This is a genomic window from Streptomyces sp. XY431, from assembly GCF_001279805.1.
GTDB lineage: Bacteria > Actinomycetota > Actinomycetes > Streptomycetales > Streptomycetaceae > Kitasatospora > Kitasatospora purpeofusca.
Genome location: NZ_LGDO01000446.1, coordinates 25,861 through 50,687, shown reverse-complemented (window position 1 = coordinate 50,687; position 24,827 = coordinate 25,861). Strand labels below are relative to the sequence as shown.

Genomic DNA, 24,827 nt, shown 5'->3' with positions numbered 1-24,827 from the left:
CCCCCCCCCCCCCCCCGCCCCCCCCCGCCCCCCCCCCCCCCCCCCCAACCCCCCACCCCCCCCCGGCCCCCCCCCCCCGGCCGACCCGCCGTCAGCCCCGCTCGTCCGCCGCGGCCGACCCGGGCCACTCCTCCGAGGTCAGCGCGAACCGCTCGTGGTCCCGCCAGGCCCCCTGGAGGAACAGCATCCGCGGTGTGAACCCCTCGTGCCGGAAGCCCAGCCGCTTGGCGAGCGCGATCGACCGCCCGTTGTCCGGCTGGACGTTGATCTCCAGCCGGTGCAGCCCCAGCCCGCCCTCCGGGTGCCCGGCGAAGCAGGTGTCCAGCACCAGCCGCAGCCCCTCGGTCATCCGCCCGGTGCCGGCGAACGGCAGGAACGAGTCGTAGCCCAGCGAGCCGTTGCAGAAGCGGCCCATCACGATGTTGGCCACATTGACCTTGCCGACCAGTCCGCCGGTCTCCAGGTCGACGATCAGGAAGGTCCGCAGGCCCGGCCCCTGGCGCTCCAGCAGGTCCGGCAGCGCGTCCGGCTCGACCGGGTTCCACCGGCCGATGTGCTCGGCGGACCGCCGGACCGCCTCGGCGTACGCCACCTCGTCCCCGGCCCGCGGGGCCCTGATCGTTACTCGCATCGGACCATCATCTCGGATGACCATCAGGCATGCGAACGGCCCACCGCCCGGGATACCGGGGCGGCGGGCCGTTCGTCCCGGGACCCGCAGCAGCGGGGACCGGGCAGGACCGGGGCAGGACTACAGCAGGTCCTTGAACTCCTTGGGCAGCTCGAAGTCGGCCGGGCCCTTGCCCGCGCCGAGGCCGAAGGCGCCGCCCTGGGCGGGGGCCTGGTCGGCACCGGGGCCGAGTGCGCGGCGCTCGGCGGCCGCGGCCTCCTCCTGCGCCCGCTTCAGCGGGTTGCCGCTCTTGCGCTTGCCCTTGGCGGCCGGAGCCTTCTTGGTGCTCTTCTTGCCGCCGCCACCCATGCCCGGGATACCCGGCATGCCCGGCATGCCCTTGCCGGAGGCCATCGCCGACATCATCTTGCGGGCCTCGAAGAACCGCTCGACCAGGTTCTTCACCTCGCCGACCTGGACGCCCGAACCCTTGGCGATGCGGGCCCGGCGCGAGCCGTTGATCAGCTCCGGCTCGGCCCGCTCGGTCGGGGTCATCGACTTGATGATGGCGCCGACGCGGTTGACGTCCTTGTCGTCGATGTTGTTGATCTGGTCGCGGATCTGGCCCATCCCGGGCAGCATGCCCAGCAGCTTGGAGATCGAGCCCATCTTCTGGACCTGCTCCAGCTGCGACAGGAAGTCGTCCAGCGTGAAGGCCTTCGGGCCGCCGCGCAGCTTGGCGGCGATCTTCTCGGCCTCGGCCTGCGAGAAGGTCTGCTCGGCCTTCTCGATCAGCGAGAGGACGTCACCCATGCCCAGGATGCGCGAGGCCATCCGGTCCGGGTGGAACGCGTCGAAGTCGTCGACCTTCTCGCCGTTGGAGGCGAACATGATCTGGCGGCCGGTGACGTGCGCGACCGAGAGCGCGGCACCGCCGCGGGCGTCGCCGTCGAGCTTGGAGAGCACCACGCCGGTGAAGTCGACACCGTCGAGGAAGGCCTGCGCGGTGGTGACCGCGTCCTGGCCGATCATGGCGTCGACGACGAACAGGACCTCGTCCGGGTTCACCGCGGCCCGGATGTCGGCGGCCTGCTGCATCAGCTCGGCATCGATGCCGAGGCGGCCGGCGGTGTCGACGATGACGACGTCGTACTGCTTCTGCTTGGCGTACTCGATCGAGTCCCGGGCCACCTGGACCGGGTCACCGACGCCGTTGCCCGGCTGCGGCCCGTAGAACGCGACGCCCGCGCGGTCGGCGACGACCTGCAGCTGGTTGACGGCGTTGGGGCGCTGGAGGTCGCAGGCGACCAGCAGCGGGGTGTGCTTCTGCTGCTTCAGCCAGTGGCCGAGCTTGCCCGCGAGGGTGGTCTTACCGGCACCCTGGAGGCCCGCGAGCATGATCACCGTCGGGCCGCTCTTGGCGAAGCGCACCCGGCGGGTCTCGCCGCCGAGAATGGCGACGAGCTCCTCGTTGACGATCTTGATGATCTGCTGGGCCGGGTTCAGCGCACCGGAGACCTCGGAGCCGAGCGCGCGCTCCTTCACCCGCTTGATGAAGGCCCGGACGACCGGCAGCGCGACATCCGCCTCCAGCAGCGCGATGCGGATCTCGCGGGTGGTGGCGTCGATGTCCGCCTCGCTCAGGCGGCCCTTGCCCCGGAGGTTCTTGAACGTCGCTGCGAGGCGATCGGAAAGGGTGTCGAACACGTCGTCGCGGGTCCTCTACGGCATCGGTCTGAGTACGGTCGTCGCCCCCAAGGGTATCCGGCCGGTCCACGGACGGTCTCCACCCGGGTTCGGAGGAACTCCGGCAGCCCCGGAGGAGCCGCTCAGCCCAGGGCCGCGCGCACCGCCGCCGCCACCTCCGCGGCCCGCCCGGCGGACAGCGGACGGCCCGCCGGGTCGGTCAGGTAGAAGGCGTCGACGACGTCCGCGCCCAGGGTGGAGACGTGCGCCGTCCGCACCCGCACCCCCGCGCCGTCCAGGGCCCGGCCGATCCGGTGCAGCAGCCCGGGGGCGTCGTGGGCGCGCACCTCCAGCACCGTGGCGGTCGCCGAGGCGACCGGGGGCGCCACCGCGACCACCGGCGGCGGGGTCGGGATCCCCCGCCGGCGCGGGGCCGCCGCGTCCCGCTCGGCCAGCCGGCGCGCGACGTCCAGCGAGCCGTCCAGGGCCCGGCGCAGGTCGGCCCGCAGCCGCGCCGCCTCCGGCAGCTCCCCGAACTCCGCCGCCACCGTCCAGGACAGCAGCAGCACCGGCCCCGCGCCGATCGGGTCCAGCTCCCGCAGCCCCGCCGAGCGGACCGCCAGCCGGTGCAGGGCCAGCACCCCGGCGACGGTGCCGAGCAGCCCCGGCCGGTCCGGGACGGCCAGCAGCAGCCGCACACCCATCGGCTCGGTACCGGCCGGGTCAGCCTCGGCCTGGGCCAGCAGGGAGAGCGCCGGTTCGCCGGTCCTGGCCGCCTCCACCGCGAGCCGCTCCTGCTCGGCGGTCGGCGCGGCGGCCGGCTCCGGGCCCGCGGCGGCGTCCCCGGCCAGCCGGGCGGCGGCCCGCGCGGCCAGGCCGTCCACCAGCGAGGCCCGCCAGCCGCTCCACGCGGCCGGGCCGGTGGCCAGCGCGTCCGCCTCGGTCAGCGCCCGCAGCAGCTCCAGCCGGGGCAGCGTGGTGACCACCTTGGTGACGGCCTCCACGGTGGCCGGGTCGTCCGGATCGCGCCGGGTCGCGGTGTCCACCAGGGTCAGGTGGTGGCGGACCAGCACGGCCAGGGTCTCCACCGACTCCGGGTCGAAGCCCATCCGGGCGGCCACGTCGCGGACGATCACCTCACCCGCCTCGCTGTGGTCACCGGGCCAGCCCTTGCCGAGGTCGTGCAGCAGCGCGGCGACCAGCAGCAGGTCCGGCCGGGCCACCCGGCGGGTCATCGCGGCGGCCCGCACCGCGGTCTCCACCAGGTGCCGGTCCACCGTCCAGCGGTGCACCGCGTTGCGCTGCGGCCGGCAGCGGACCCGCTCCCAGTCGGGCAGCAGCCGGGTGATCAGCCCCTCCGCCTCCAGCGCCTCCCAGACCGGCAGACAGGCCTCGCCCGCGCCGAGCAGGGTGACCAGCTGCTCGCGCGCCTCGTCCGGCCAGGGCACCGGCAGCGGACGGCACTCGGCGGCCAGCCGGCGCACCGTCGCGTGGGAGACGGTGAGCCCGTTCTGGGCGGCCGCCGCGGCGGCGCGCAGCGGCAGCACCGGGTCCGCGGCCGGGCGCGCGCCCTGGGCGAGCACCGCCTCGCCGTCCTGCTCGACGACGCCCTCGGCGAGCGGCCGACGCTCCACCGCACCCCGGGCCACCGCGCCCGCGCCGCGCCTGGCGGCACCGGACGTGCCGCCGAACGGACCGGTGAACGGGAACCCGCGCCGGTGCGGACGCCGGCCCCGGCCCGAGCGGGCGACCAGCACCCGGTCCACCGCCCGCCAGGTGACGTCCGCGGCGTAGGCGACGGTCCTGGCCGCCTCGTAGACCTGCCGCAGCAGGGTGTCCGCGTCCAGCACGCCGAGCCGCTCGGCGACCTGGTCCTGGTCCTGCAGGGCGAGCCGTTCGGTGGCCCGGCCGGTGACCAGGTGGAGCGCGTCGCGGACGTCGGCCAGCCGGAGCGCGGCCGCGTCCAGGCCCTCCCGGGGCGCGTCGGCCAGCCAGCTGGCGGCGATCGCGTCCAGCGCGACCACGTCCCGCAGACCGCCCTTGGCCTCCTTGAGGTCGGGCTCCAGCAGGAAGGACAGTTCGCCGTGCCGCTCGGCCCGCTCCCGGCCCAGCTCGCGCAGCTCCGGCAGCCGCCGCGCCGCGCCCGCCCGCCAGTCGGCGAGCACGGTGGAGCGCAGCGCGGCGGTGAGCGCCGGGTCGCCCGCCACGTGCCGGGCGTCCAGCAGGCCGAGCTGGGCCTTGAGGTCGGCGGCCGCCACCGCCCGGGCCTCGGCCGGGGTGCGGACGGCGTGGTCCAGGGCGGCACCGGAGTCCCAGACCGGGTACCAGAGCCGCTCGGGCAGGGCCGGGTCCAACCGGCCCTCGTGCAGCAGCAGCACATCGAGGTCGCTGCGCGGAGAGAGCTCGCCGCGCCCGTAGCCGCCGACCGCGACCACGGCGGTCCCGGCGGGGGCGCCGGCCGAGGCGAACAGGGCGGCCAGCCAGTCGTCGGTGCGTGCGGACAGTTCGGCGCGGCGGGCCCGGCCGCCGGGCCCGGGGGCGGTGAGCAGCCGGGCCCGGGCCGCGGCGGGGTCGGCCGGACCGGCCGGGCCCGGGTGGGTGTCGTCGGTGTGGGAAGCCATGTGAAGTCCCCGTCCGTGGTCGTGCGGGTCGGTCGAACGGGCGCCGGAACGCCGTCGGCGGACCTGCGACCGTGGGGGGGTCGCAGGCCCGCGGGGAGGGGCTGCTGGTCAGGGCGCCGGAAGGGGGCCCTACAGGGCGTCGGGGCCGCGTTCGCCGGTACGGACCCGGACGGCGGTGTCGACCGGGATGGTCCACACCTTGCCGTCGCCGATCTTCCCGGTCCTGGCCGCCTCGACCAGGACGTCGATCAGCTGCTCGGCGTCCTCGTCCTCGGCCAGGACCTCGACTCTGACCTTGGGCACCAGGTCCACGGTGTACTCCGCGCCCCGGTAGACCTCGGTGTGGCCGCGCTGGCGGCCGTAGCCGCTCGCCTCGGAGACGGTCAGGCCGTGCACGCCGAAGGACTGCAGGGCGGCCTTCACCTCGTCCAGACGGTGGGGCTTGATGACGGCGGTGATGAGCTTCATCGGGCGTCCACCTCGGTCTTCTCGGTGCTCTTCGCCACGGCGGTGACGGCAGTGGCGGCGGGTGCGGCGGTCGCGGGCGTCGGCGCCGGGGCGGCCGAGGACCGGCCCAGGCCCGAGCCGAGGGCGCTGAAGTCGTACGCGGACTCGGCGTGCTCGGCCTGGTCGATACCGGCCACCTCGACCTCCTCGGAGACCCGGAACCCGATCGTCCTGTCGATCGCCTTGGCCAGCAGCCAGGAGAGCACGAAGGAGTAGACGGCGACGACCGCCACGCCCATCGCCTGCTTGCCCAACTGCTCGAACCCGCCGCCGTAGAAGAGCCCCTTGGCGGTCTGGCCGACCGTCCCGGTGGCGAACAGGCCGACCAGCAGCGAGCCGATCGCCCCGCCGACCGCGTGCACGCCGACCACGTCGAGCGAGTCGTCGAAGCCGAAGCGGTACTTGAGGCTGATCGCGGCCGCGCAGGCGGCTCCGGCGACCAGGCCGATCGCCACCGCGCCGAGCGGGGAGACCGAGCCGCAGGCCGGGGTGACGGCCACCAGGCCGGCCACCGCGCCGGAGGCGGCGCCCAGGGTGGTGAAGGCGCCGTGCCGCAGCTTCTCGTAGATCAGCCAGCCGATCAGCGCGGCACCGGTGGCGACCTGGGTGTTGATCAGGGCCATCGCCGCGACGCCGTTGGCGGCCAGCGCCGAGCCGGCGTTGAAGCCGAACCAGCCGAACCAGAGCAGCCCGGAGCCGAGCATCACCAGCGGCAGCGAGTGCGGGCGCATCGGGTCCTTGCGGAAGCCGATCCGTCGGCCGAGCACCAGGCACAGCGCCAGGCCCGCGACACCGGCGTTGATGTGGACGGCCGTCCCGCCGGCGAAGTCGATCACGCCGTTGCGGTCGCCGAGCCAGCCGCCGTTGCCGCCGTCGAAGAAGAACACCCAGTGCGCGACCGGGAAGTAGACCACGGTGACCCAGAGCGCCACGAACAGGCCCCAGGCGGTGAACTTGGCGCGGTCCGCGATCGCCCCGCTGATCAGGGCCGGGGTGATGATGGCGAACATCAGCTGGAAGGCGGAGAAGGCCGTCACCGGGATCGTCCCGGCGAGGTCGTTGAGGCCGATTCCGTTCATCCCCAGGAAGTCCAGGTTTCCGATCAGACCGGCGCCCGCGTCGGGCCCGAAGCTGAGCGAGTACCCGTAGAGGACCCACAGCACGCTGACGATGCCCAGCGAGAGGAAGCTCATCGCCAGCATGTTCAGTGTGCTCTTGGCCCGGACCATCCCCCCGTAGAAGAAGGCCAGCCCCGGGGTCATCACCATGACCAGGGCCGCACTGACGAGTACGAAGGCGGTGTCACCCGCGCTGAAGCCGTCCGGCATCGGCGTACCTCCTGACTGGAAGCCGATCCGCACCCGGGTTCCTGTCCCGTGCACCGGGGCGTCGGCGATGAGGAGGAGCGTGCCGAAGGCCGGTTTCGGCCGATGTTGCCGGTTGTTTCGCCGCCGTGACGAGGGCGACGGCGGGGTTACACCCGCGTGAACCCCGGCCGTGTCACGGGGCCGGAGGGGTTACCGTACGGCCGCCCCGCACGGGGTGTGCCCGGAGCGGCACGGAACGGGACGGCAGGGAACAGCACCGGACGGCACGGAACGGCACCGAACGACACCGACCGTGCCGTCGGCGGACGGCACGGTCGGCGGGTCGGCGCCGGATCGAGGCCGGACCGGGGGCGAGGGCGGGGCCGGATCGGGGCGGCTCAGACCACCGAGACGTACTCCGGGATGTCCTGCACCACCCGCTCCTTGAGCCGGCTGACCGCGTCCACGCCCCGGTAGCGGGACGAGGCGGCCTCGGTGGTCTTGCGCACCCGGGAGTTGAGCCGCTCGGAACGGACCTTGGTGGCGATGTCCACCGCCTGCTCGGCGAAGACCGCCGCCTGCTCCGGCTCGTTCTGGAGCAGGTGCACGCTGGCCATGCCGACCAGGTTGAAGGCGTACGAGCGGACGTGGTCGCCGTCCTGCCGGAACAGGTCGACCGCGCGCTCCATCACCGGCGCGGACATCGAGGCGTAGAGCGCACCGTTGTCGGAGTGGTAGGCGAGGTCGCGGAAGGAGTGCGCGTTCTCGGCGTTCAGCTCGGCCGGCGAGAAGAACTTCAGCCAGTCCGGGTCGGCGTCGCCCTCGCGGATGTCGGTGAAGGTGTCCTCGGCCAGCCGGACCGCCCGGGCGCACCGGTTCACCTCGCCGATGGTGGCGTAGGCGCGCGCCTCCATCGCGTACAGCAGGGACTGCTGGCGCGGGGTGGCGGTGTCCCGGCTGCCGTACTGGGCGAGGTGGATCAGCTCCAGCGCGTCCTCGCCCCGGTTGAGGTGGATCATCTGCCGGCTCATGTCGGTGAGGATCAGGGCGCCGAACGGGCGGTCCCCGGCCTCCTTGGCGGCGTGCAGCGCCAGCACGTAGTACTTCTGCGCGCTCGGGTGCATGCCGACGTCGTAGGACATCCAGCCCGCCAGGTGGGCGAGCTCGGCGGTGAGCCGGAACAGCCGCCGGGTGGTCTGCTCCGGGTAGGTCTCCTGGAGCAGGTCGGTGACCTCGTGCAACTGGCCGACCACGGCCTTGCGGCGCAGGCCGCCGCCGTTCTGCGCGTCCCACTGGCGGAACATGACCGTGGTCTGCTCCAGCAGTTCCAGCTCGGGCTCGGAGAGCCGGCCGGTGAACGGCTCGCCGCCGTTGGCCGCGGCCAGGATCGGCGTGGGGGCGCCGTTCGGGCCGGGGGCCAGCCAGCGCTGCATCGGCTCGATCAGGGCGGCGCCGGCGGTCAGCGCGAGCGAGGTGCCCAGGAAGCCGCGCCGGTTGAGCATGAGGTCGCTGCGGGAGTAGTCACTGATCAACTGGACGGTCTGCGGGGCGCTCCACGGCAGGTCGACGCCGCCGCCCACGGTGGAGACCGGAACGGCGGCGCGCAGGCCGAGGTCCTCGATCGAGACCACCGAGCCGAACCGCTCGGAGAACAGCTCCGACATGATCTTGGGGATGGGTTCCCTGGGCTGCTCGCCGTCCAGCCAGCGGCGCACCCGCGAGGTGTCGGTGGAGACGTGGTGGGCACCGATCTGCCTGGCCCGGCGGTTGACCTGGCGGGCCAACTCCCCCTTGGACCAGCCGCTGCGGGCGAACCACGTGGTCAGCTTCTCGTTGGGTTGCTTCTCTGCCATGGGTCCCCATCCCGCCCGGCCCCCGCGGGGCCCCGATCGTGACCGCCCGACGGTTGCGGGCTCTTGCCAGCCGTGCCGTTGCCGAACTGCGGCGCTGCCGTCGCAGACGAACCGTCAGTTCCCCAACTCCCGGCTCCCCAGGGCCCGGAGCGGCCTCCTGACGAGGTCCGTGTGCTGAACGTAACGCCCCGCGTACTGCGCCGGGGAGCGGCCCTGGCGAAACGCCACCTTTCGCCACCCCCAGGAGTGAACCGAAGGCTGTCGACAGACGGTTCACTAGGAAGTCCCGACGGTCCGGCATATGCGGGCCGCCAAGTCCCCACGGATATCCGGCCCTTCGGGCGAACCGCCACCGCCACAGGGGATTTCGCCACCCGCACCGATCACCGGCCGCCCCGCGCACAAGACGATCCGGCATCCGTACCGCCCGCCACAAGGCGGCGCCCGAGGCACATCACCGCAACTGGCGCACACCGGGCGCTGCGCGCCGTCACCGCACAACGCACCACGCAACGGACAATCAACACAAAGTCACCGTCCCGTAACCATCGGCAACCAGAACCTGTTGGGGGAGGCATGGACAACCTGTTCGGCGAACTTCGACTGGGGAGCCTGCGGCTGGCACCGCTGGGCGCGCGCCGTCGCACCCGCGTCACCACGAGCCAGGCGGCCGCGGAGTACACCGGCCGGTGGGGCTGGGCCGTCGTCGTCGGCGAGTCGGCCCGCGCCGCCGGCACCCCGGAGCGCTGCCACTGCGGCACCCCGCGCTGCGCCGCCCCCGGTCTGCACCCCGTCCCCGGAACCGGCCCGGCCGCCGGCCCCGGACCGGACGCCTCGGTACTGTTCCCCACCGGCCGCGCCTTCGACGTCCTGGACGTCCCCGAGCAGGCCGGCCTCCAGGCGCTGGTCCGGCTGGAGCGGATGGGCACCCAGGTCGGACCGGTGCTCGCCGCACCCACCGGGCGGCTGCAGTTCCTGGTCGCGGCCGGTACTGCGCGACGGCTGCCGGACCTGCTCTACCGGATGGGCTGGGACGACGCCGCGCTCGACCTCGCCTGCCACGGCGAGGGCAGCTTCGTCGCCGCGCCGCCCACCGTGCTGGCCGGCCTCGGCCCGGTCCGCTGGCTGCGCCGGCCGACCCGGGACAACGCGGGCTGCCCGCCCGAGGCCCGGCTGCTGCTGGGCACCCTCGCCTACGCCTGCCACCGCGGCCGGGAGCGCACCCCCGAACCGGCCTGGATCGCCTGAGCTGCGTTTTCGCCCGCTCGCCTCCGGGGCGAAGGGGCGGCAGGCCCTCGGCCCCGCCGCCCCGGTCCGGGAACGCCGAAGGGCCCGCCCCCACGGGAGCGGACCCTTCATCGGTGGACCGGCGGTCCTCAGTCCCCGATCAGCGCGTCCACGAACGCACCCGGCTCGAACGGCGCCAGGTCGTCGGCGCCCTCGCCCAGACCGATCAGCTTGACCGGCACGCCCAGCTCCCGCTGGACCGCGATCACGATGCCGCCCTTGGCGGTGCCGTCCAGCTTGGTCAGCACGATGCCGGTGATGTCGACCACCTCGGCGAAGACCCGGGCCTGGACCAGCCCGTTCTGACCGGTGGTGGCGTCCAGCACCAGCAGCACCTCGTCCACCGGGCCGTGCTTCTCGACGACCCGCTTGACCTTGCCCAGCTCGTCCATCAGGCCGGTCTTGGTGTGCAGTCGCCCGGCGGTGTCCACCAGCACGGTGTCCACACCCTCGGCGATGCCCTCCTTGACCGCGTCGAAGGCGACCGAGGCCGGGTCGCCGCCCTCGGGGCCGCGCACCGTGCGGGCGCCGACGCGCTCGCCCCAGGTCTGCAGCTGGTCGGCGGCGGCGGCACGGAAGGTGTCGGCCGCGCCGAGCACCACGCTGCGGCCGTCGGCGACCAGCACCCGGGCCAGCTTGCCGGTGGTGGTGGTCTTGCCGACGCCGTTGACGCCGACCACGAGGACGACCGCGGGGCCCTCCTCGTGCTTGGTGGAGCGGACGGTCCGGTCGGCGTCCTTGCCGATCAGCTCGACCAGTTCCTCGCGCAGCAGGGCGCGCAGCTCGTCCGGGGTGCGGGTGCCGAGCACCTTGACCCGGGTGCGCAGCCGCTCGACCAGCTCCTGGGTGGGGGCCACGCCGACGTCGGCGGTCAGCAGGGTGTCCTCGATCTCCTCCCAGGTGTCCTCGTCGAGGTGCTCGCGGGAGAGCAGCGAGAGCAGCCCCTTGCCCAGCGAGTTCTGCGAGCGGGAGAGCCGCGAGCGCAGCCGGACCAGGCGGCCGGCGGTGGGCTCGGGGACCTCGAGGGAGGGGGCCGCCGGTTCGGCGGGCGCCGCCGCCTCCTCCTCGGGGGCGGCCGGGAGCTCCACCTCCTCGACGGTGCGGCGCGGTTCCTCGGTGGGCGGCGCGGCCTCCTCGCCGACGGCGGGCTCGCGCGGGGTCGGGGGCGCCGTGATGACCGGCGCCTGCGACTTCGGGGGCAGCTGCTGGCGTCGTCTGCCGGAAACGACGAGTCCGGCGATCGCGCCGATGGCGACCACCGCGATGACTACGGCAAGAATCACGTATTCCATAACCCCCCCAGTATCCGTGACGCCGGTCCGCGCGGACCGCAGGCGGCGGACCGGATCAGGAACGGATCGGGAACGGACCGCCGCCGGACCGCCGCCCGATCACCGCCCGATCACCGCCGGCTCAGGACGGGACCGCCGCCGACTCCGCCGCCGGAGCGGGCACGGGCCGGGTCCGCCGCTCCTTCCGGTCGTCCCGCAGCCGCTGGCTGATCACCTGCGAGATGCCGTCGCCCTTCATGGTCACCCCGTACAGCGCGTCGGCGGACTCCATGGTCAGCTTCTGGTGGGTGATCACGATGAGCTGCGAACTCTCCCGCAGCTCCTCCATGATCCCGATCAGCCGGCGCAGGTTGGTCTCGTCCAGCGCCGCCTCGACCTCGTCCATCACGTAGAACGGGCTGGGCCTGGCCTTGAAGATCGAGACCAGCAGCGCCACCGCGGTGAGCGAGCGCTCCCCGCCGGAGAGCAGGGAGAGCCGCTTGACCTTCTTGCCGGGCGGGCGGGCCTCCACCTCGACCCCGGTGGTGAGCATGGAGTCCGGGTCGGTCAGCACCAGCCGTCCCTCGCCGCCCGGGAACAGCCGCGAGAACACACCCTCGAACTGCGCGGCAGTGTCGTGGTACGCGGAGGTGAACAGCTGCTCGACCCGCTGGTCGACGTCCTTGACGATGTCGAGCAGGTCGCGCCGCCCGCGCTTGAGGTCGTCCAGCTGCTCGCCGAGGAACCGGTGGCGCTCCTCCAGGGCGGAGAACTCCTCCAGCGCCAGCGGGTTGACCTTGCCCAGCTGCTGGTACGCCCGCTCGGCCGCGCGCAGCCGCTTCTCCTGCTCGGCCCGGACGTACGGACGGGGCTCCCCCGGCTCCTGCCCCTCCTCCGGGGTCGAGGGCGGGACCGGCCGGTCGGGGCCGTAGGAGTCCAGCAGTTCGCCGCCCTCGATGCCGAACTCCTCCAGCGCGCGGCCCTCCAACTGCTCGATCCGCAGCCGCTTCTCCGCCCGCAGCACCTCGTCGCGGTGCCCGGCGTCGACCAACTTGTCCAGCTCGTCCTTGAGTTCGCGGCCGTGCTCGCGGTGCTCCCACAGCTCCGCCTCGCGGGCCGCCCTGGCCTGCTCGATCGCGGCCCGTTCGGCGTCCGCGCGGGCCAGCGACACCTCCAGGCAGGCGAGCAACTGCCGGGCGCCCTCGGCGACCGCGACGGCGACGGCGGCGTCCTGCTCGGCCCGCCGGCGGCGTTCGGCGGCCCGGGCCCGTGCCTCGCGCTCGGCGCGGGCGGCCCGGTCCAACTGGTCGGCCCGCCCGGCCAGGGCGCGGACCCGCTCCTCGTGGGTGCGCACCGCGAGCCGGGCCTCCAGTTCGGTCGCCCGGGCCGAGGTGGCGGCCCCGGCCAGCCGCTGCTGCTCGGCGGCGTCCGGCTCGTCCTCGCCGTCGGCGGCCGTCTCCTCCGCCACCGCCAGCCGTTCGGCCAGCTCCTCGGCGGTGGTGAGCAGCCGGTCCAGACCCTCCTCGGCGCGGCCGGCGGCGGCGGTCAGCCGTTCGGCCTCGCCGGCGGCGGCCCTGGACTGTCCGCCGAGCCGGCCGAGGGTGCCGGCCACCTCGGCCCGCTCGCGTTCCAGCTGCCGCCGCCGGACGGCGAGTTGCTCCACGGCGGCGGCCGACTCTCGGCGCTGCTCGGTGAGTTCGGCCAGCCGTTCGGCCGACTCGGCGCAGCGGACGTCGAGTTCGGCGATCGTCCGGGCGGCCTCGTCCACCGCCGCCCGGGTCTCCAGCAGACTCGGCGCGGCGCCGGAGCCACCGTGGGCGAAGGCGGCGCCGAGCCGGTCGCCCTCGGCGGTGACGGCGCTCAGCCCGGGGTCCGCGGCGACCAGCCGGAGCGCCCGGTCGAGCGTGTCCACCACGGCGATCCCGGCCAGCAGCCGGCCGACGGCGGGCAGCAGCGCGGGCGGCCCGTCGACCAGTTCCACGGCCCAGCGGGCGCCCGGCGGCAACTCCCCCGCCGGGGCCTCGGGGCGGGGGGCACCGGCGACCAGCAGTGCGGCCCGGCCGGCGTCCTGCTCGCGCAGCAGCCGCAGCGCCTCGGCGGCGGCGCCGGGCGAGTCGACGGCCACCGCGTCGGCGGCGGCGCCGAGGGCGGCCGCGACGGCGGTCTCGTGGCCCGGGGTGATCCTCAGCAGTCCGGCGGCCGACCCGAGCAGTCCGGTGAGCCGGTCCCCGGCGGCGAGCAGCGCGCCGCTGCCGTCCTTGCGGCGCAGGCCGAGCGCGAGCGCGTCGTGCCGGGCGGTCAGCGCGGCCCGCTCGCGCTCGGCGACGGCCGCCGCCTCGCGGGCCGCGGTGAGCTCCCGTTCGACGGCGGCGAGCAGTGCCCTGGCGTCCTCGTGCGCGGTGTCGGCCCGTTCGCCGTCCTCGGCCTCGGCGTCCACCCTGGCCTTCAGTTCCTCGTACTCCTCCCGGGCCGCCCCGGCGCGTTGCAGCGCCTCGTCCCGGGCCTCGGCGAGCCGGCCGATCTCGGCCTCGGCGGCGGCGGCCTTGGAGCGGGCGGCGGCGGCCTGCCCCTGGAGCCGGGCCAGCCCCTCGCGGCGGTCGGCGATGGCCCGGGCGGCGTCCTTGAGCCGGCGTTCCTCGGCGGCGAGGGCGCGCTCCAGTCCGGCCTTCGTGTCGATCGCCTCGTCCAGCGCCTCCTGGGCCTGTTCCAGGGCCTCGGCCAGCGCGGCCTCCTCCTCCCTGACCCGCTCGGCCTCGCGCTCCAGCTCCTCCGGGTCCCGGCCGCGCCGCTCCTCGGACTGCCCGTCGGCGGCCGCGTGCCGGGCCTTGGCCCCGGCCAGTCCGACGGTGCCGCGGGTGCGTTCGGCGAGGGCGGAGAGCCGGTACCAGGTCTGCCGGGCCGCCTCCAGGCCGGGGCCGAGCTGCTGGACCTGCGCCTCCAGCACGGCCTCGCGCTGGATCGCCCGGCCGAGTTCCTGCTCGACGGTGGAACGGCGCAGCCGCAGGGCCAGTTCGTCGGCGATCTCCGCCTCGACGGCCCGGCGCAGGGCGAGCAGGTCGTCGGCGAGCAGCCGCAGCCTGGCGTCCCGCAGGTCGGCCTGGATCCCGGCGGCCCGGCGGGCGATCCGGGCCTGTCGGCCGAGCGGGCCGAGCTGGCGCCGGAGTTCGGCCACCAGGTCCTGGACCCGGTTGAGGTTGACCTGCATCGCGTCGAGCTTCCGCAGCGCCTTCTCCTTGCGCTTGCGGTGCTTGAGGACGCCGGCCGCCTCCTCGATGAAGGCGCGCCGGCCCATCGGGTCGGCCTGCAGGACGGAGTCGAGCCGGCCCTGCCCGACGATGACGTGCATCTCGCGGCCGATGCCGGAGTCGGAGAGCAGTTCCTGGATGTCCAGCAGCCGGCAGGTGTCGCCGTTGAGCGCGTACTCGCTGCCGCCGTTGCGGAACATCGTCCGGGTGATGGTCACTTCGGCGTACTCGATCGGCAGGGCGCCGTCGGTGTTGTCGATGGTGAGGCTGACCTCGGCCCGGCCGAGCGGGGCGCGCCCGCTGGTACCGGCGAAGATGACGTCCTCCATCTTGCCGCCGCGCAGCGACTTGGCGCCCTGCTCGCCCATCACCCAGGAGAGCGCGTCGACGACGTTGGACTTGCCGGAGCCGTTCGGCCCGACCACGCAGGTGATGCCGAGCTCGAAGCGCAGGGTGGTGGCGGAGGCGAAGGACTTGAACCCGCGCAGCGTCAGACTCTTCAGGTGCACGCGCCGCTCTCCTCGCCCCTCGCTCGCCGGGCCCTGGCCGGGGCCCTGCGGCGACTGTATCCGCCCGCCCCGCCGGGACCTGCGGCGATCGCGGCCGGACACGACGAAGGGACGCCACACGGGGCGTCCCTCGCAAGCTGCGTCCCTTTCGGGGCGGCTCAGTGCACAGCGGCGTCGATCGGGGATCGGGCGGAACTCAGGTGAGAGCCGGCTCCCGCTGATCCAGATCGATGCTGTTGAGCAACGAGTGCTCGTCGGCGACAGCGGTGAGTGCGTCGTTCACAGCCTGCATCCTGATGAGCTCGGCTTCGAGATCCTGGACGCGCTGCTGCAGCCGTCGCATCTCGGAGAGCATTCGCGGGTCGGGGCCGCCGACGTACCCGAGAAGCGCCTTTGCCATGATGAATGGTCCTCCACGCTGAGTGACCGAACCGGAACGGTAACGGTCTAGGGGGAAGGGGGACGCACGCGCGGCGTGCACCGGCAGTGCTGGCTGGGCACTACGGCACAACCACCGTGAGCTGGGCTCACGGGGGCATGCACCTACCGGAATAACGCGGTCGTGTGCGCGGGTTTCCAGCGTCTCACCAAAGACGGTACGGGTCAACACGATCACCGCACGCTACCGCGCCCCTGTCACCTGCCTGGCGGTGTCGTCACGCCCGGCGGCTACGAAGGGGGGTCCACCACATGCTCGTGGATCATCGTTCGATGCGGAGTCAACCACGAGTCTGCCCGGATGGCAACCGTACGACACCGCCGGTTGACGATCGTTTTCGATCGACCGGCCCGGGCCCTCGCCGACGGGGGTTCTCAGCGGATCTCGAAGGTCCCGTACCCGGGCCCGACGGCGGTCCAGATCTCGGTCACCCCGCTGACCCGGCCGGGCGTGTCCGGGCCCCTGAGCAGCGTGAGCAGCTGCTCGCACTCCGGGGCGAGCCCCTCGGCCACCACTTGCACCCGGCCGTCGCCGAGGTTGCTCGCGTAGCCGGTCAGTCCGATCTCCAGCGCCCGCGCCCTGGTCCACCAGCGGAAGCCGACCTGCTGCACCTTGCCGCGTACCCAGGCGGTGACGCGGACCGGCTCGTCACTGTGGGCGTCGCGACCGTGCATGCCCCGACCCTATCCGCCGCGACGGCGGCCCGCGTCACGGAGCAGCCGGTACGACGACGCCGCCCCGGCCGGTCGTGGGACCGGCCGGGGCGGCGGGATCGGGCAGGGCGGGGCGGCCGGGTCAGAAGCCCCCGCCGAAGTCCCCGCCGCCACCGAAGTCCCCGCCACCGCCGCCGTCGAAGCCACCGCCGAAGTCGGAGGAGTCGAAGTCGGCACCGGACTGGTCCCCGCCCTCGTAACCGGCGCCGGCGTCCGCCGGGCCGTACGCGTACGCCGGGGTGGCCATCATCGAGCCGAGCATGGTGCCGACCAGCAGGCCCGGCAGCAGACCGCCGCCGCCGAAGCCGCCGAAGTAGCCGCCGGCCCAGGGGCCGTACGCCGGGCCCGCGTTCCAGTACGGCTGCGGGCCGTGCTCGGTCGGCACGGTCCGGATGTCCGGGTCCTGCCCGGCCGCCAGCCGGTCCGCGTCGGCCCGGCAGACCGGGACGGCGCGGGCGGCGCCGCCCGCCGGGGCCCAGTCGGCGTCCTTCACCGACGGGCCGTGCCGGGGGTCGAAGAAGCAGGGGGGACGCCGCTCGGGCAGCGGGTGCCCGTCCCGCCGGGCGGCCAGGGTGGCCAGCGCGAACCGGCCGTCCTCCAGCGCCTCGGCGACCGGCTTGACGTCCTCCGGCCCCTTGGCCTCGTCCATCAGCCGCTTGGCCCGCTCGTAGGAGTCCAGGGCGTGGGTGTAGTCGCCGCGCTGCACATCGTCGGCGTCCGGCGCGGAGGGGACGAAGTCCAGCCGGTCCAGCTCCTCGCCGTAGGCGGTGATGTCCTCGTCCACCACCCGGCGGACCTGGGCCAGTTCGGCCCGGCGCTGATCCTCCTTGCGCCGCTTGGACCGGCGGAACAGCAGGAACACCCCGGTGCCGGCCAGCGCCAGCAGGGCCAGCGGGACGGCGATCGCGGCCGCCGATGCTCCACCCGCCGTGCTGTTCACACCGTGCCCCTTGACCTGCGGGGCGGCGGTGTCCACGAAGTCGTTGAGGGTGGCGTCGATGTCACCGGGGTGTGCGCGGAAGGACGCGCCGGCGATCCGCTGGGCGCTCGCGCTGGGCAGCGCACCCTTGTCCGAGCGGGCCTGGAACTGGTCGCCGCGCCAGATCGCGTAGGTACCGGTGATGCCGACCTTGGTGCGCAGATCGTCGAAGACGGTCGAGGCTCCGTAGGGGTCGGCCGCCGGAACCACCGCCACGAAGATCGGCTTGTCCGCCTTGCGGATCTTCTCGGTCAGCGCGTCGGCCTGGCCCTGGCTGAACCGGCCCGCCATCGCCGGGTCGACGTACACCCGGCCCTGCTTGAGCGCGGCGGCCGCGTCGTCGAGCCCGCCCGCCGCCGAGGCGGTCGGCGCCAGCAGGAGCAGCAGCCCGAGCAGCGCCGCCACCAGGGCCAGCGGCCCGGCGCCCCGGGAACGTCGTCGAGCAAGGGTTCTCATGCCACCGACGCTACCGCGACCGGTCCCCCGACCGGGCATACCGGCCGGGTACGGGGCGGACCGGCACCCCCACCGTCCGCCGGGGTGGGTCCCCTTCCACGGGATGATCTTTACTCCGGCCGCCCCGGACCGTGATCCGAGCGGGAACCCGGCCACCGGCCCGGTCGTACCACCGGCGTGTCCCGGCGGGCGCGGAGCCCGTCCCGGGGCGTCCCGACCGTGCCGCGCGACCAGGCATAGTGGTGGCCGAACGGTCACCCCACAGCCACCTCCCGACCGTCCTGCCCCATCCCTCCTGATCGGAGCACGTGTGATCATCGGCCTCGTCACCGCTGTGGCGGCCTCCGCCTGCTACGGCACCGGTTCGGTCCTCCAGGCCGTGGGATCCCGGCGCTCCGCCCGCGAGGAGGCCGCCAAGGGCGGCGACTCCACCGGCACCACCGCGCACGGCGGGCCGAGCCTCTCCTCCACCGCCAAGGCCGCCGTGACCTGGGAGTTCATCCTCGGCACGGTGCTGGACTTCATCGGCTTCGGACTCGGCGCGCTGGCCGCCCGGCTGCTGCCGCTGTTCCTCTCCCAGACCATCATCAGCGCCAACCTGGTGATCACCGCGGTGCTGTCGATCAAGCTGCTCGGAATCCGGCTCAAGCAGTTGGAGTGGGCCTCGATCGGCGTGCTCTGCTCGGCGCTCGTCCTGCTCGCCGTCTCGGCCGGACCGGAGGGCGGGCACCACGCCGAGATGTCCTTCCACTGGTGGCTGCTGGTGATCACCACCGTGCTGCTGGTGGGCGGCGGCCTGCTGGTGCGCCGGATGGGAGCCAACGGCGCGATCGTCGCCGGTCTGCTCTCCGGCCTCGGCTTCGGTGCACTCGGCGTCGGCGTGCGGATCCTGAACGGCGTCGAGCCCTTCGACCTCGGCAGCCTGCTCTCCGACCCGGCGCTGTACGCGATCCTGGTCGGCGGCATCGGCGGCATGTACGTGCACACCGTGGCCCTGCAGATCGGCTCGGTGAACGGCGCCACGGCCGCCCTGGTGGTCGGTGAGACGGTGCTGCCGGGCGCGGTCGGCGTGCTGTGGCTCGGCGACTCCTCCAAGGCCGGGCTGGGCTGGCTCGGCGTGGCCGGCTTCGCGCTGGCGGTGGTCGCGGCGGTCGGTGTCGCCTACTTCGGCCAGGACACCCACGGCGGCCTCCCCGACGGCGAACCGGTCCGGCCCGAACTCGCCGAGCGCTGACACCGGGGGCGGCGGCGCCATCGCCCCGCCGCCCCTTCAGCCCCCTTCGCGCACCCGCGGAACGCGCTGGCAGCGGGGGCAGAAGTAGCTGGACCGGTTCATCCAGGCGGCCCGCCGGATCGCGGTGCCGCAGCGGCGGCAGGGCTCGTCCTCCCGGCCGTAGGCGTCCAGGTCCCGGGAGAAGTAGCCGCTCTCGCCGTTCACATTGACGTACAGGCTGTCGAAGCTGGTGCCGCCGACCGCCAGCGCCGCCGTCATGACCTCGCGGGCGTTCGCCAGCAGCAGCGCCGCCTGCGGCCGGGTGAGCGTCGCGGACGGCCGGTCGTAGTGCAGCCGGGAGCGCCACAGCGCCTCGTCGGCGTAGATGTTGCCGACCCCGCTGATCAGCGTCTGGTCCAGCAGCGCCCGCTTGACCGTGGTGCGCCGGGCGCGCAGCGCCGCGACGAAGACGGCGTCGTCGAACCGGGCGTCGAGCGGGTCGCGGGCGATGTGCGCGATGGAGACCGGGGTGCCCTCGGGGTCGCCGTCCTCGGCCTCCTCGACCGCCAGCCCGCCGAAGGTCCGCTGGTCGACGAAGCGCAGCTCGCGCCCGCCGTCGGTGAACCGCAGCCGGACCCGCAGGTGCTTCTCGTCCGGCACGGTCGGGTCCTGGACGAGCAGTTGGCCGCTCATACCGAGGTGGCCGATCATCGAGAAGCCTCCCCCGGCCTCCGGCCTCCCCGGGCCGGCCAGCGGCACCCAGAGGTACTTGCCGCGGCGCTGCGCGGCGCCCAACGTGGCGCCGGTGAGCCGGGCCGCGAAGTCCGCCGCACCGGCCGGCTGACGGCGGACCGCGCGCGGGTGCAGGACGTCGACACCGGCTACCGTCCGCCCGGCGACCCAGTTCGCCAGACCTCGGCGGACGACCTCGACCTCGGGAAGTTCGGGCACGGGAACACGCCTCCTGCGGAACGGACTCGGCTCTGCAGGAGGAAGGCTACTGCGTGCTCAGGCGCCGCTCGGCAGCCGGTCCGCGTGCTTCTCCTTGATCGCGCGCCAGGCGCTCTCGGCGGCCTTCTGCTCGGCTTCCTTCTTCGAGCGGCCGACACCGCTGCCGAAGTCCTCGCCGGCCACCCGGGCCGCCGCGGTGAAAGTCTTCTCGTGGTCCGGACCGGACTCCTCGACCACGTACTCGGGCACTCCGATGCCCACCGAGGCGGTGAGCTCCTGGAGGCTGGTCTTCCAGTCCAGGCCCGCGCCCAGCTGAGAGGACTCCTCGATCAGCGGGTCGAACAGGCGGTGGACGAACTCGGTGGCGGCGTCCAGGCCCTGGTCCAGGTAGACCGCGCCGATGACCGCCTCGACCGTGTCGGCGAGGATCGACGACTTGTCGCGGCCGCCGGTGCCCTCCTCGCCCTTGCCGAGCCGGATGAACACACCGAGGTCCAGACCCCGGCCGACATCGGCGAGCGCGCGCGAATTGACCACCGCGGCGCGAAGCTTGGCGAGCGTGCCCTCGGGGACGTCCGGGTGGACGCGGTAGAGGGTGTCGGTCACCACCAGGCCCAGCACCGAGTCGCCGAGGAACTCCAGGCGCTCGTTGGTGGGCAGGCCACCGTTCTCGTACGCGTACGAGCGGTGGGTCAGGGCACGCACCAGAAGGGCGCGCTCGAGCGTGTACCCGAGGCGCCCTTCCAGGACGTCGTATTCGGTCGAAGCCGGCCCGCCGGCCCTACCACCGCCCGAAGGGGTCTTCGGTGCGCTGGTCGCCTTGCGGGAAGAGTTACCGTCCGACATCGATCCGTACACCCCGCCGATCAGACCGAGAGGACCTGGCGACGGTTGTACGTGCCGCAGCTGGGGCACGCGATGTGGCCCAGCTTCGGCTCGTGGCAGCGGTCGCACGCCACGAGGGCCGGGACAACGGCCTTCCAGTTGGAACGGCGGTGGCGCGTGTTGCTGCGCGACATCTTCCGCTTCGGAACAGCCACGGCTACTTCTCCTGGTTCTCGGCGAGACCCTCACGGGTACCGCTGTTCTTGGTTCCGTCACCCTCGTCGCCGGGGGCGGCGGAGAGTCCCTGCAGAGCCGCCCACCGGGGGTCGGCGGCATCGTGGTGGTGCGCCGGGTCGTCGCTCAGGCGCGCCCCGCATTCGGAGCACAGGCCCAGGCAGTCTTCCTGGCACACCGGCTGCAGCGGCAGTGCGAGCACCACCGCGTCACGCAGCACCGGCTGGAGGTCGAAGAAATCGCCCTCCAGGCGGTAAGTCTCGTCTTCCGAGTCCTCGTCGAGGTCCTCGGCCCCGGAGGTCCGGGCGCGGTGGCGCTCGTCGGACTCCGGGTAGTAGTACAGCTCCTGGAAGTCCACGTCGAGGTCGAACTCGACGGGCTCCAGGCACCGGACGCACTCGCCCTCGACCACGGTCCCGGCGGTGCCGGTGACCAGCACGCCCTCGACCACGGACTCCAGGCGGAGCTCCAGCTCGATCTCGCTCTTCTCCGGAACGCCGATCACATCGATGATCCCCAGGCCCTCGGGGGCCTCCAGGGTGCGGGACACCTTGCGCAGCGCACCCGGACGACGGCCCAGCTCGTGCGTGTCGAACACGAGGGGGTCGCGGTGGTCGAGGCGGTTCAAGATGTCCTGACTTCCTGAGGGGGATCCGATTGCGCGGCGCTGCTCGTCGGGCGGTTCGCGGGCAGACCTGCGGCCCGACACGGAGAGGCCGGAGTGGTCAGACTACCCGAGTCTCCCGTCAGGCCCAACTTCGCTCCCGGCCGCGGGGCCGGGAGCGAGGAGCGCAGCCGTGCTACCGGCCGCCGAGCTCCCGCAGCCGGGTCATGTCGATCATGCTGGTGTCGAAGAAGCTGGTCTCGTCCAGTCCGGCCTGGTTCTGCTGCGGCACCGGCGCCGGCGGGTTGGCCGGCTGCTGCGGGTAGTCGTAGCCGCCCCCGCCGTACTGCTGCTGCTCGTAGCCCTGCTGCTGGGCCGGGTAGCCGTAGCCGGCCTGCTGGCCGTCGGGGTAGCCCTGGTGCTGCTGCTGGTACCCGCCGGCCTCCTGGCCCTGGTGGCCCCACTGGCCGCCGTACGGGTCCGTGCCCTGGCCGGTGGCCGGGTCGAAGCCGCCGCCGTACACCTCGGCGTACTGGGCGCCGCCCTGCTGGGCCACCGCGTACTGGTCCGCGCCGGGCGCCTGCCAGCCGGCCGCGGCCGGGGTCTGCTCCGGCCAGGTCTGCTGCTGCGGCACCTCCTCGCGGTACCAGGCCAGCTCGTTGCCCTCCGAGTCCCCGGCGAAGCCGGCCGCGACCGCCTCGGCGCGCTCCTTGGCCTGCTGCGCCTCGTCGGCGGCGGCCAGGTAGGCGCCCAGCTCGTCGATCGGCCGCTTGCCGAGCAGCTTGTCGCGGCCCTTGCCGACCGCCTCCAGGGTCGCGCTGAGCACGTTCTCCAGAGTGGCGAGCTTCACGTCGACGTACTCGTCGACCTCGGGGCTCGGGCTGATCCGCTGCGGCCGGAACTCCTCGCCGTCGGTCTCGGCCTCGTACTCGACCTCGAAGACGCTGCCGTCGCCGCGCAGCTTGGTGCGGCCGCGGCCGACCGCGCCGAGTGTCTTGGTGAGCACGACCTCGAAGTTGGCCAGCTTGCTGTCCACGTAGTCGTCGGCCTCGGTGCGCTTGGTGTCGACCTCGGCGCGGGCCTCGGCGAGGATCCGGTCGGCCTCGGCCTGGGCGCGCCGGACCACCTCGGTGTCGGAGATCAGCGAACCGCGCTCGGCGTGCGCGCCCTGGATGATCCGATCGGCCTCGGCGTGGGCGCCGGCGACCATCGAGTCGTGGTCGGCCACCACCGACCGGGCCTGGGCCAGCTCCGCCGGCAGGGCCGACCTGAGGTCCTGGAGCAGGCTGATCAGCTCGGCACGGTTCACCACGCAGGAGGCCGACATGGGCATCGAGCGGGCGTTCTCGACGGCCGCCACGATCTCGTCGACCTTGTTCTGCACGTCCACGGGGATTCGTCTTTCCGTGTGCCGCCGAGGTCCGGCGGAGGCAGCGCCCGGCGCGGTGGACGTCACCGCAGGGCAGGAATACAGACTGTACGGCCAGCGCCGGGCGAGCTCACAACGCCCGGACCGGGCCGCCCCACCACCTGCTGGGCATACCGTGACGAACCGGCAGAAACGGACGGGCGGTCACCGTCGTCCGGTCACCGCCCGTCCTCTCCGGACCGCTCCCTACTGCTGGGCGCGCCGCTCGGCGATCCGCTCGACCAGCCGGCGGTGCGCGGTCTCCGGCAGCAGGTGCGAGACGTCGCCGCCGTAGGAGGCGACCTCCTTCACCAGGGTCGAGGAGAGGAAGCTGTACGTCGGCGAGGTCGGCACGAAGAGCGTCTCGACGCCGGTCAGGCCGTGGTTCATCTGGGCCATCTGCAGCTCGTAGTCGAAGTCGCTGACCGCGCGCAGGCCCTTGATGATGGCCGGGATGTCCCGCTCCCGGCAGAAGTCCACCAGCAGGCCGAGGTGCGACTCGACCACCACGTTCCCGTACTGGGCGGTGGTCTCCTCGATCAGCGCGATCCGCTCCTCGACGCTGAACATGCCCTGCTTGCTGCGGTTGATCATCACCGCGACGTGCACCACGTCGTACAGCTTCGAGGCCCGCTCGATGATGTCGAGGTGACCGTTGGTGATCGGGTCGAAGGACCCGGGGCAGACGGCGCGGCGCATGGCGTGTGTGCTCCCTCGTGGGGTGACGTGAATGCTGCGGGCCCCGGGCCCGCTAGGGGTGGTCGCGGGTCTCGTCGGCGGCGCGACCGTACCAGAGCGTGCCCTCGCCGTAGCGACGGGAGCGCAGCTCCTCGAAACCCTCCGGCCAGCCGAACGCACCACCGCGGGTGCTGCGCTCCACGGTGACGAGTACGTCCTCCGCGAGCCAGCCCCCGGCCGACAGTGTGATCAGCATCTCCCGGACCTCGTCGTCGGTCACCACGTAGGGCGGATCGAGGAAGACCAGGTCGTACGGCTCCTCCGGGGCGGGCCCGGCGACGACCTTCTCGGCCCTGGCCGCCTGCACCAGCGCGCCCGGCAGGCCGACCGTCCGGACGTTCTCCCGGATCACCCGGGCCGCCTGGGCGTCCGCCTCGACCAGCAGCACGTGCGCCGCCCCGCGCGAGAGCGCCTCCAGGCCGACCGCGCCCGATCCGCCGAACAGGTCCAGCATCCGGGCACCGTGCAGGGTGCCGCGCAGCGCCTCCAGGGTGGAGAACATCGCCTCGCGGGCCTTGTCGGAGGTCGGTCGGGTGCCCCGGCCGGGCGGTACGGCCAGTCGGCGGCCGCCGGCCGCCCCGGCGATCACGCGGGTCATGGTGGTGGAGGGTCCTTTCGTCGCTGCCCGACCACGCTATCCCGATCACCGCCCTCCGCTCACGCCGAAGGGGCGCCCGCACGGGACGCCCCTCCGGTACTCCCCCCGGTCGGGTCAGCTCGCCTCGGAGCCGGCCGCCCGGTCCGGGGCGGCCGCGCCGAGCAGCGACGGCGAGGCGTAACGGGACCAGGACAGGCAGCCGTCGGGCGGGCAGTACTCGGGACGGCGCGGGTCGTGGCCGAGCTCGCGGAGCTTGGTGCGGACGGAGTCGGGCGTGCGGCCGAAGCGGGCGGCGATCCGGGCGACGGTCTCGTTCTCGTGGAAGCGCCGGACCAGCTCCTCCTCGTGCTGCGGCACCCAGGGGGCGCCGTGGCCGGGGTAGAGCTCGCGCAGCACGTCGCGGTCGGGGATGGGCTCGGAGACGTCGGCGACGATCGCCAGGGCCCGGAGCGCGCGGTTGAGCGCGATCCGCAGCGAGGCGACGTCCTCGACCGGGAGCCGCAGCTTGCCGGAGGCGAGCGGGGTGGCGGCGGCCCCCTCGCGCCAGCCGGCCAGGGTGAGGGTGACCTCGCGGTCGTCGTCGCTGGCGAGTTCGATCCGGAAGACCTTGTCGCCCAGCGGGAGCTCGTTGAGATGACGGAATGCCATTGGCTAAACCCCCAAGTGTCGTGTCGGGAACGCACCTTGGGGGTGCGCCCCGAACACCTTCATTCTCTCCCGGGGGTCTGACAATCGGGCCCGGCCGAAGGCCCGGCGGGCGGGCCGGTCAGCCC

Annotated in this window: 21 protein-coding genes; 2 read left to right on the top strand and 19 right to left on the bottom strand. The window is 73.9% G+C overall.

Annotated features, from left to right (window positions below; all coding sequences use genetic code 11):
* Positions 1–91: 91 nt before the first annotated feature.
* The 6 genes from ADK60_RS28490 to nsdA form a co-directional block, all read right to left on the bottom strand.
* On the bottom strand, positions 92–631 hold the full coding sequence (locus ADK60_RS28490; protein ID WP_053649738.1) for a GNAT family N-acetyltransferase: 540 nt from the start codon (positions 629–631) through the stop codon (positions 92–94).
* A 120-nt stretch (positions 632–751) separates the two neighbouring features.
* Positions 752–2,317, bottom strand: coding sequence for a signal recognition particle protein (gene ffh, locus ADK60_RS28485; RefSeq protein ID WP_053649736.1), 1,566 nt, complete (start codon positions 2,315–2,317; stop codon positions 752–754).
* A gap of 122 nt (positions 2,318–2,439) precedes the next feature.
* Positions 2,440–4,917 (bottom strand): [protein-PII] uridylyltransferase, encoded by a 2,478-nt coding sequence (locus ADK60_RS28480; RefSeq protein ID WP_053649734.1) that lies wholly within the window; start codon positions 4,915–4,917, stop codon positions 2,440–2,442.
* Positions 4,918–5,046: 129 nt separating this feature from the next.
* A complete protein-coding gene (locus ADK60_RS28475; RefSeq protein WP_045941269.1) occupies positions 5,047–5,385 on the bottom strand; it encodes a P-II family nitrogen regulator in 339 nt (112 codons plus the stop codon).
* Positions 5,382–6,752, bottom strand: coding sequence for an ammonium transporter (locus tag ADK60_RS28470; RefSeq protein ID WP_053649732.1), 1,371 nt, complete (start codon positions 6,750–6,752; stop codon positions 5,382–5,384). The genes ADK60_RS28475 and ADK60_RS28470 overlap by 4 nt, the downstream gene beginning before the upstream one ends.
* Positions 6,753–7,129: 377 nt before the next feature.
* Positions 7,130–8,584 carry a transcriptional repressor NsdA gene (gene nsdA / locus ADK60_RS28465; RefSeq protein WP_030396728.1) on the bottom strand — a complete coding sequence of 485 codons (1,455 nt, stop codon included), beginning with the start codon at positions 8,582–8,584 and terminating at the stop codon, positions 7,130–7,132.
* Between the two features lie 576 nt (positions 8,585–9,160).
* On the opposite strand from nsdA, the gene ADK60_RS28460 reads away from it, so the two are divergent.
* Positions 9,161–9,832 carry a bifunctional DNA primase/polymerase gene (locus tag ADK60_RS28460; RefSeq protein ID WP_045941267.1) on the top strand — a complete coding sequence of 224 codons (672 nt, stop codon included), beginning with the start codon at positions 9,161–9,163 and terminating at the stop codon, positions 9,830–9,832.
* Positions 9,833–9,960: 128 nt separating this feature from the next.
* Here the strand turns inward: ADK60_RS28460 and ftsY are convergent, their stop codons facing one another.
* The 5 genes from ftsY to ADK60_RS28435 form a co-directional block, all read right to left on the bottom strand.
* Positions 9,961–11,163 carry a signal recognition particle-docking protein FtsY gene (gene ftsY, locus ADK60_RS28455; protein ID WP_045941266.1) on the bottom strand — a complete coding sequence of 401 codons (1,203 nt, stop codon included), beginning with the start codon at positions 11,161–11,163 and terminating at the stop codon, positions 9,961–9,963.
* A 121-nt stretch (positions 11,164–11,284) separates the two neighbouring features.
* Positions 11,285–14,896, bottom strand: coding sequence for a chromosome segregation protein SMC (gene smc, locus ADK60_RS28450; RefSeq protein WP_053649731.1), 3,612 nt, complete (start codon positions 14,894–14,896; stop codon positions 11,285–11,287).
* Positions 14,897–15,092: 196 nt separating this feature from the next.
* Entirely contained in the window at positions 15,093–15,296 is a 204-nt protein-coding gene (locus tag ADK60_RS28445; protein ID WP_030396724.1) for a hypothetical protein, read from the bottom strand.
* A gap of 413 nt (positions 15,297–15,709) precedes the next feature.
* Entirely contained in the window at positions 15,710–16,009 is a 300-nt protein-coding gene (locus ADK60_RS28440) for an acylphosphatase (protein ID WP_045941263.1), read from the bottom strand.
* Between the two features lie 121 nt (positions 16,010–16,130).
* Positions 16,131–17,483, bottom strand: coding sequence for a hypothetical protein (locus tag ADK60_RS28435; protein WP_053649729.1), 1,353 nt, complete (start codon positions 17,481–17,483; stop codon positions 16,131–16,133).
* A 310-nt stretch (positions 17,484–17,793) separates the two neighbouring features.
* Between ADK60_RS28435 and ADK60_RS28430 the strand changes: the two genes are divergently transcribed.
* Positions 17,794–18,717 (top strand): DMT family protein, encoded by a 924-nt coding sequence (locus ADK60_RS28430; RefSeq protein ID WP_053649727.1) that lies wholly within the window; start codon positions 17,794–17,796, stop codon positions 18,715–18,717.
* A gap of 36 nt (positions 18,718–18,753) precedes the next feature.
* On the opposite strand, the gene mutM is transcribed toward ADK60_RS28430, so the two are convergent.
* The 8 genes from mutM to ADK60_RS28390 form a co-directional block, all read right to left on the bottom strand.
* Positions 18,754–19,647 (bottom strand): bifunctional DNA-formamidopyrimidine glycosylase/DNA-(apurinic or apyrimidinic site) lyase, encoded by an 894-nt coding sequence (mutM, locus tag ADK60_RS28425; protein ID WP_053649725.1) that lies wholly within the window; start codon positions 19,645–19,647, stop codon positions 18,754–18,756.
* Between the two features lie 57 nt (positions 19,648–19,704).
* On the bottom strand, positions 19,705–20,493 hold the full coding sequence (rnc, locus tag ADK60_RS28420) for a ribonuclease III (RefSeq protein WP_063783283.1): 789 nt from the start codon (positions 20,491–20,493) through the stop codon (positions 19,705–19,707).
* A 20-nt stretch (positions 20,494–20,513) separates the two neighbouring features.
* Positions 20,514–20,687: a 50S ribosomal protein L32 gene (rpmF, locus tag ADK60_RS28415; RefSeq protein WP_030056747.1), complete on the bottom strand. Its 174-nt coding sequence runs from the start codon at positions 20,685–20,687 to the stop codon at positions 20,514–20,516.
* A gap of 2 nt (positions 20,688–20,689) precedes the next feature.
* Entirely contained in the window at positions 20,690–21,334 is a 645-nt protein-coding gene (locus tag ADK60_RS28410; protein WP_030396718.1) for a YceD family protein, read from the bottom strand.
* Positions 21,335–21,506: 172 nt separating this feature from the next.
* Positions 21,507–22,700: a hypothetical protein gene (locus ADK60_RS28405; protein ID WP_053649723.1), complete on the bottom strand. Its 1,194-nt coding sequence runs from the start codon at positions 22,698–22,700 to the stop codon at positions 21,507–21,509.
* A 225-nt stretch (positions 22,701–22,925) separates the two neighbouring features.
* Positions 22,926–23,417 (bottom strand): pantetheine-phosphate adenylyltransferase, encoded by a 492-nt coding sequence (gene coaD / locus ADK60_RS28400; RefSeq protein WP_045941254.1) that lies wholly within the window; start codon positions 23,415–23,417, stop codon positions 22,926–22,928.
* Between the two features lie 52 nt (positions 23,418–23,469).
* Positions 23,470–24,054, bottom strand: a complete 585-nt coding sequence (gene rsmD / locus ADK60_RS28395; RefSeq protein WP_045941253.1) for a 16S rRNA (guanine(966)-N(2))-methyltransferase RsmD — start codon at positions 24,052–24,054, stop codon at positions 23,470–23,472.
* Between the two features lie 114 nt (positions 24,055–24,168).
* On the bottom strand, positions 24,169–24,702 hold the full coding sequence (locus ADK60_RS28390; RefSeq protein ID WP_045941252.1) for a hypothetical protein: 534 nt from the start codon (positions 24,700–24,702) through the stop codon (positions 24,169–24,171).
* Positions 24,703–24,827 lie beyond the last annotated feature (125 nt).

Coding starts and splice junctions, on each gene's coding strand:
- ADK60_RS28490 (WP_053649738.1), bottom strand. CDS start 631: ATGCGAGTAACGATCAGGGCCCCGCGGGCCGGGGACGAGGTGGCGTAC.
- ADK60_RS28480 (WP_053649734.1), bottom strand. CDS start 4,917: ATGGCTTCCCACACCGACGACACCCACCCGGGCCCGGCCGGTCCGGCC.
- ADK60_RS28475 (WP_045941269.1), bottom strand. CDS start 5,385: ATGAAGCTCATCACCGCCGTCATCAAGCCCCACCGTCTGGACGAGGTG.
- ADK60_RS28470 (WP_053649732.1), bottom strand. CDS start 6,752: ATGCCGGACGGCTTCAGCGCGGGTGACACCGCCTTCGTACTCGTCAGT.
- nsdA (WP_030396728.1), bottom strand. CDS start 8,584: ATGGCAGAGAAGCAACCCAACGAGAAGCTGACCACGTGGTTCGCCCGC.
- ADK60_RS28460 (WP_045941267.1), top strand. CDS start 9,161: ATGGACAACCTGTTCGGCGAACTTCGACTGGGGAGCCTGCGGCTGGCA.
- ftsY (WP_045941266.1), bottom strand. CDS start 11,163: ATGGAATACGTGATTCTTGCCGTAGTCATCGCGGTGGTCGCCATCGGC.
- ADK60_RS28445 (WP_030396724.1), bottom strand. CDS start 15,296: ATGGCAAAGGCGCTTCTCGGGTACGTCGGCGGCCCCGACCCGCGAATG.
- ADK60_RS28440 (WP_045941263.1), bottom strand. CDS start 16,009: ATGCACGGTCGCGACGCCCACAGTGACGAGCCGGTCCGCGTCACCGCC.
- ADK60_RS28435 (WP_053649729.1), bottom strand. CDS start 17,483: ATGAGAACCCTTGCTCGACGACGTTCCCGGGGCGCCGGGCCGCTGGCC.
- rnc (WP_063783283.1), bottom strand. CDS start 20,493: ATGTCGGACGGTAACTCTTCCCGCAAGGCGACCAGCGCACCGAAGACC.
- coaD (WP_045941254.1), bottom strand. CDS start 23,417: ATGCGCCGCGCCGTCTGCCCCGGGTCCTTCGACCCGATCACCAACGGT.
- rsmD (WP_045941253.1), bottom strand. CDS start 24,054: ATGACCCGCGTGATCGCCGGGGCGGCCGGCGGCCGCCGACTGGCCGTA.
- ADK60_RS28390 (WP_045941252.1), bottom strand. CDS start 24,702: ATGGCATTCCGTCATCTCAACGAGCTCCCGCTGGGCGACAAGGTCTTC.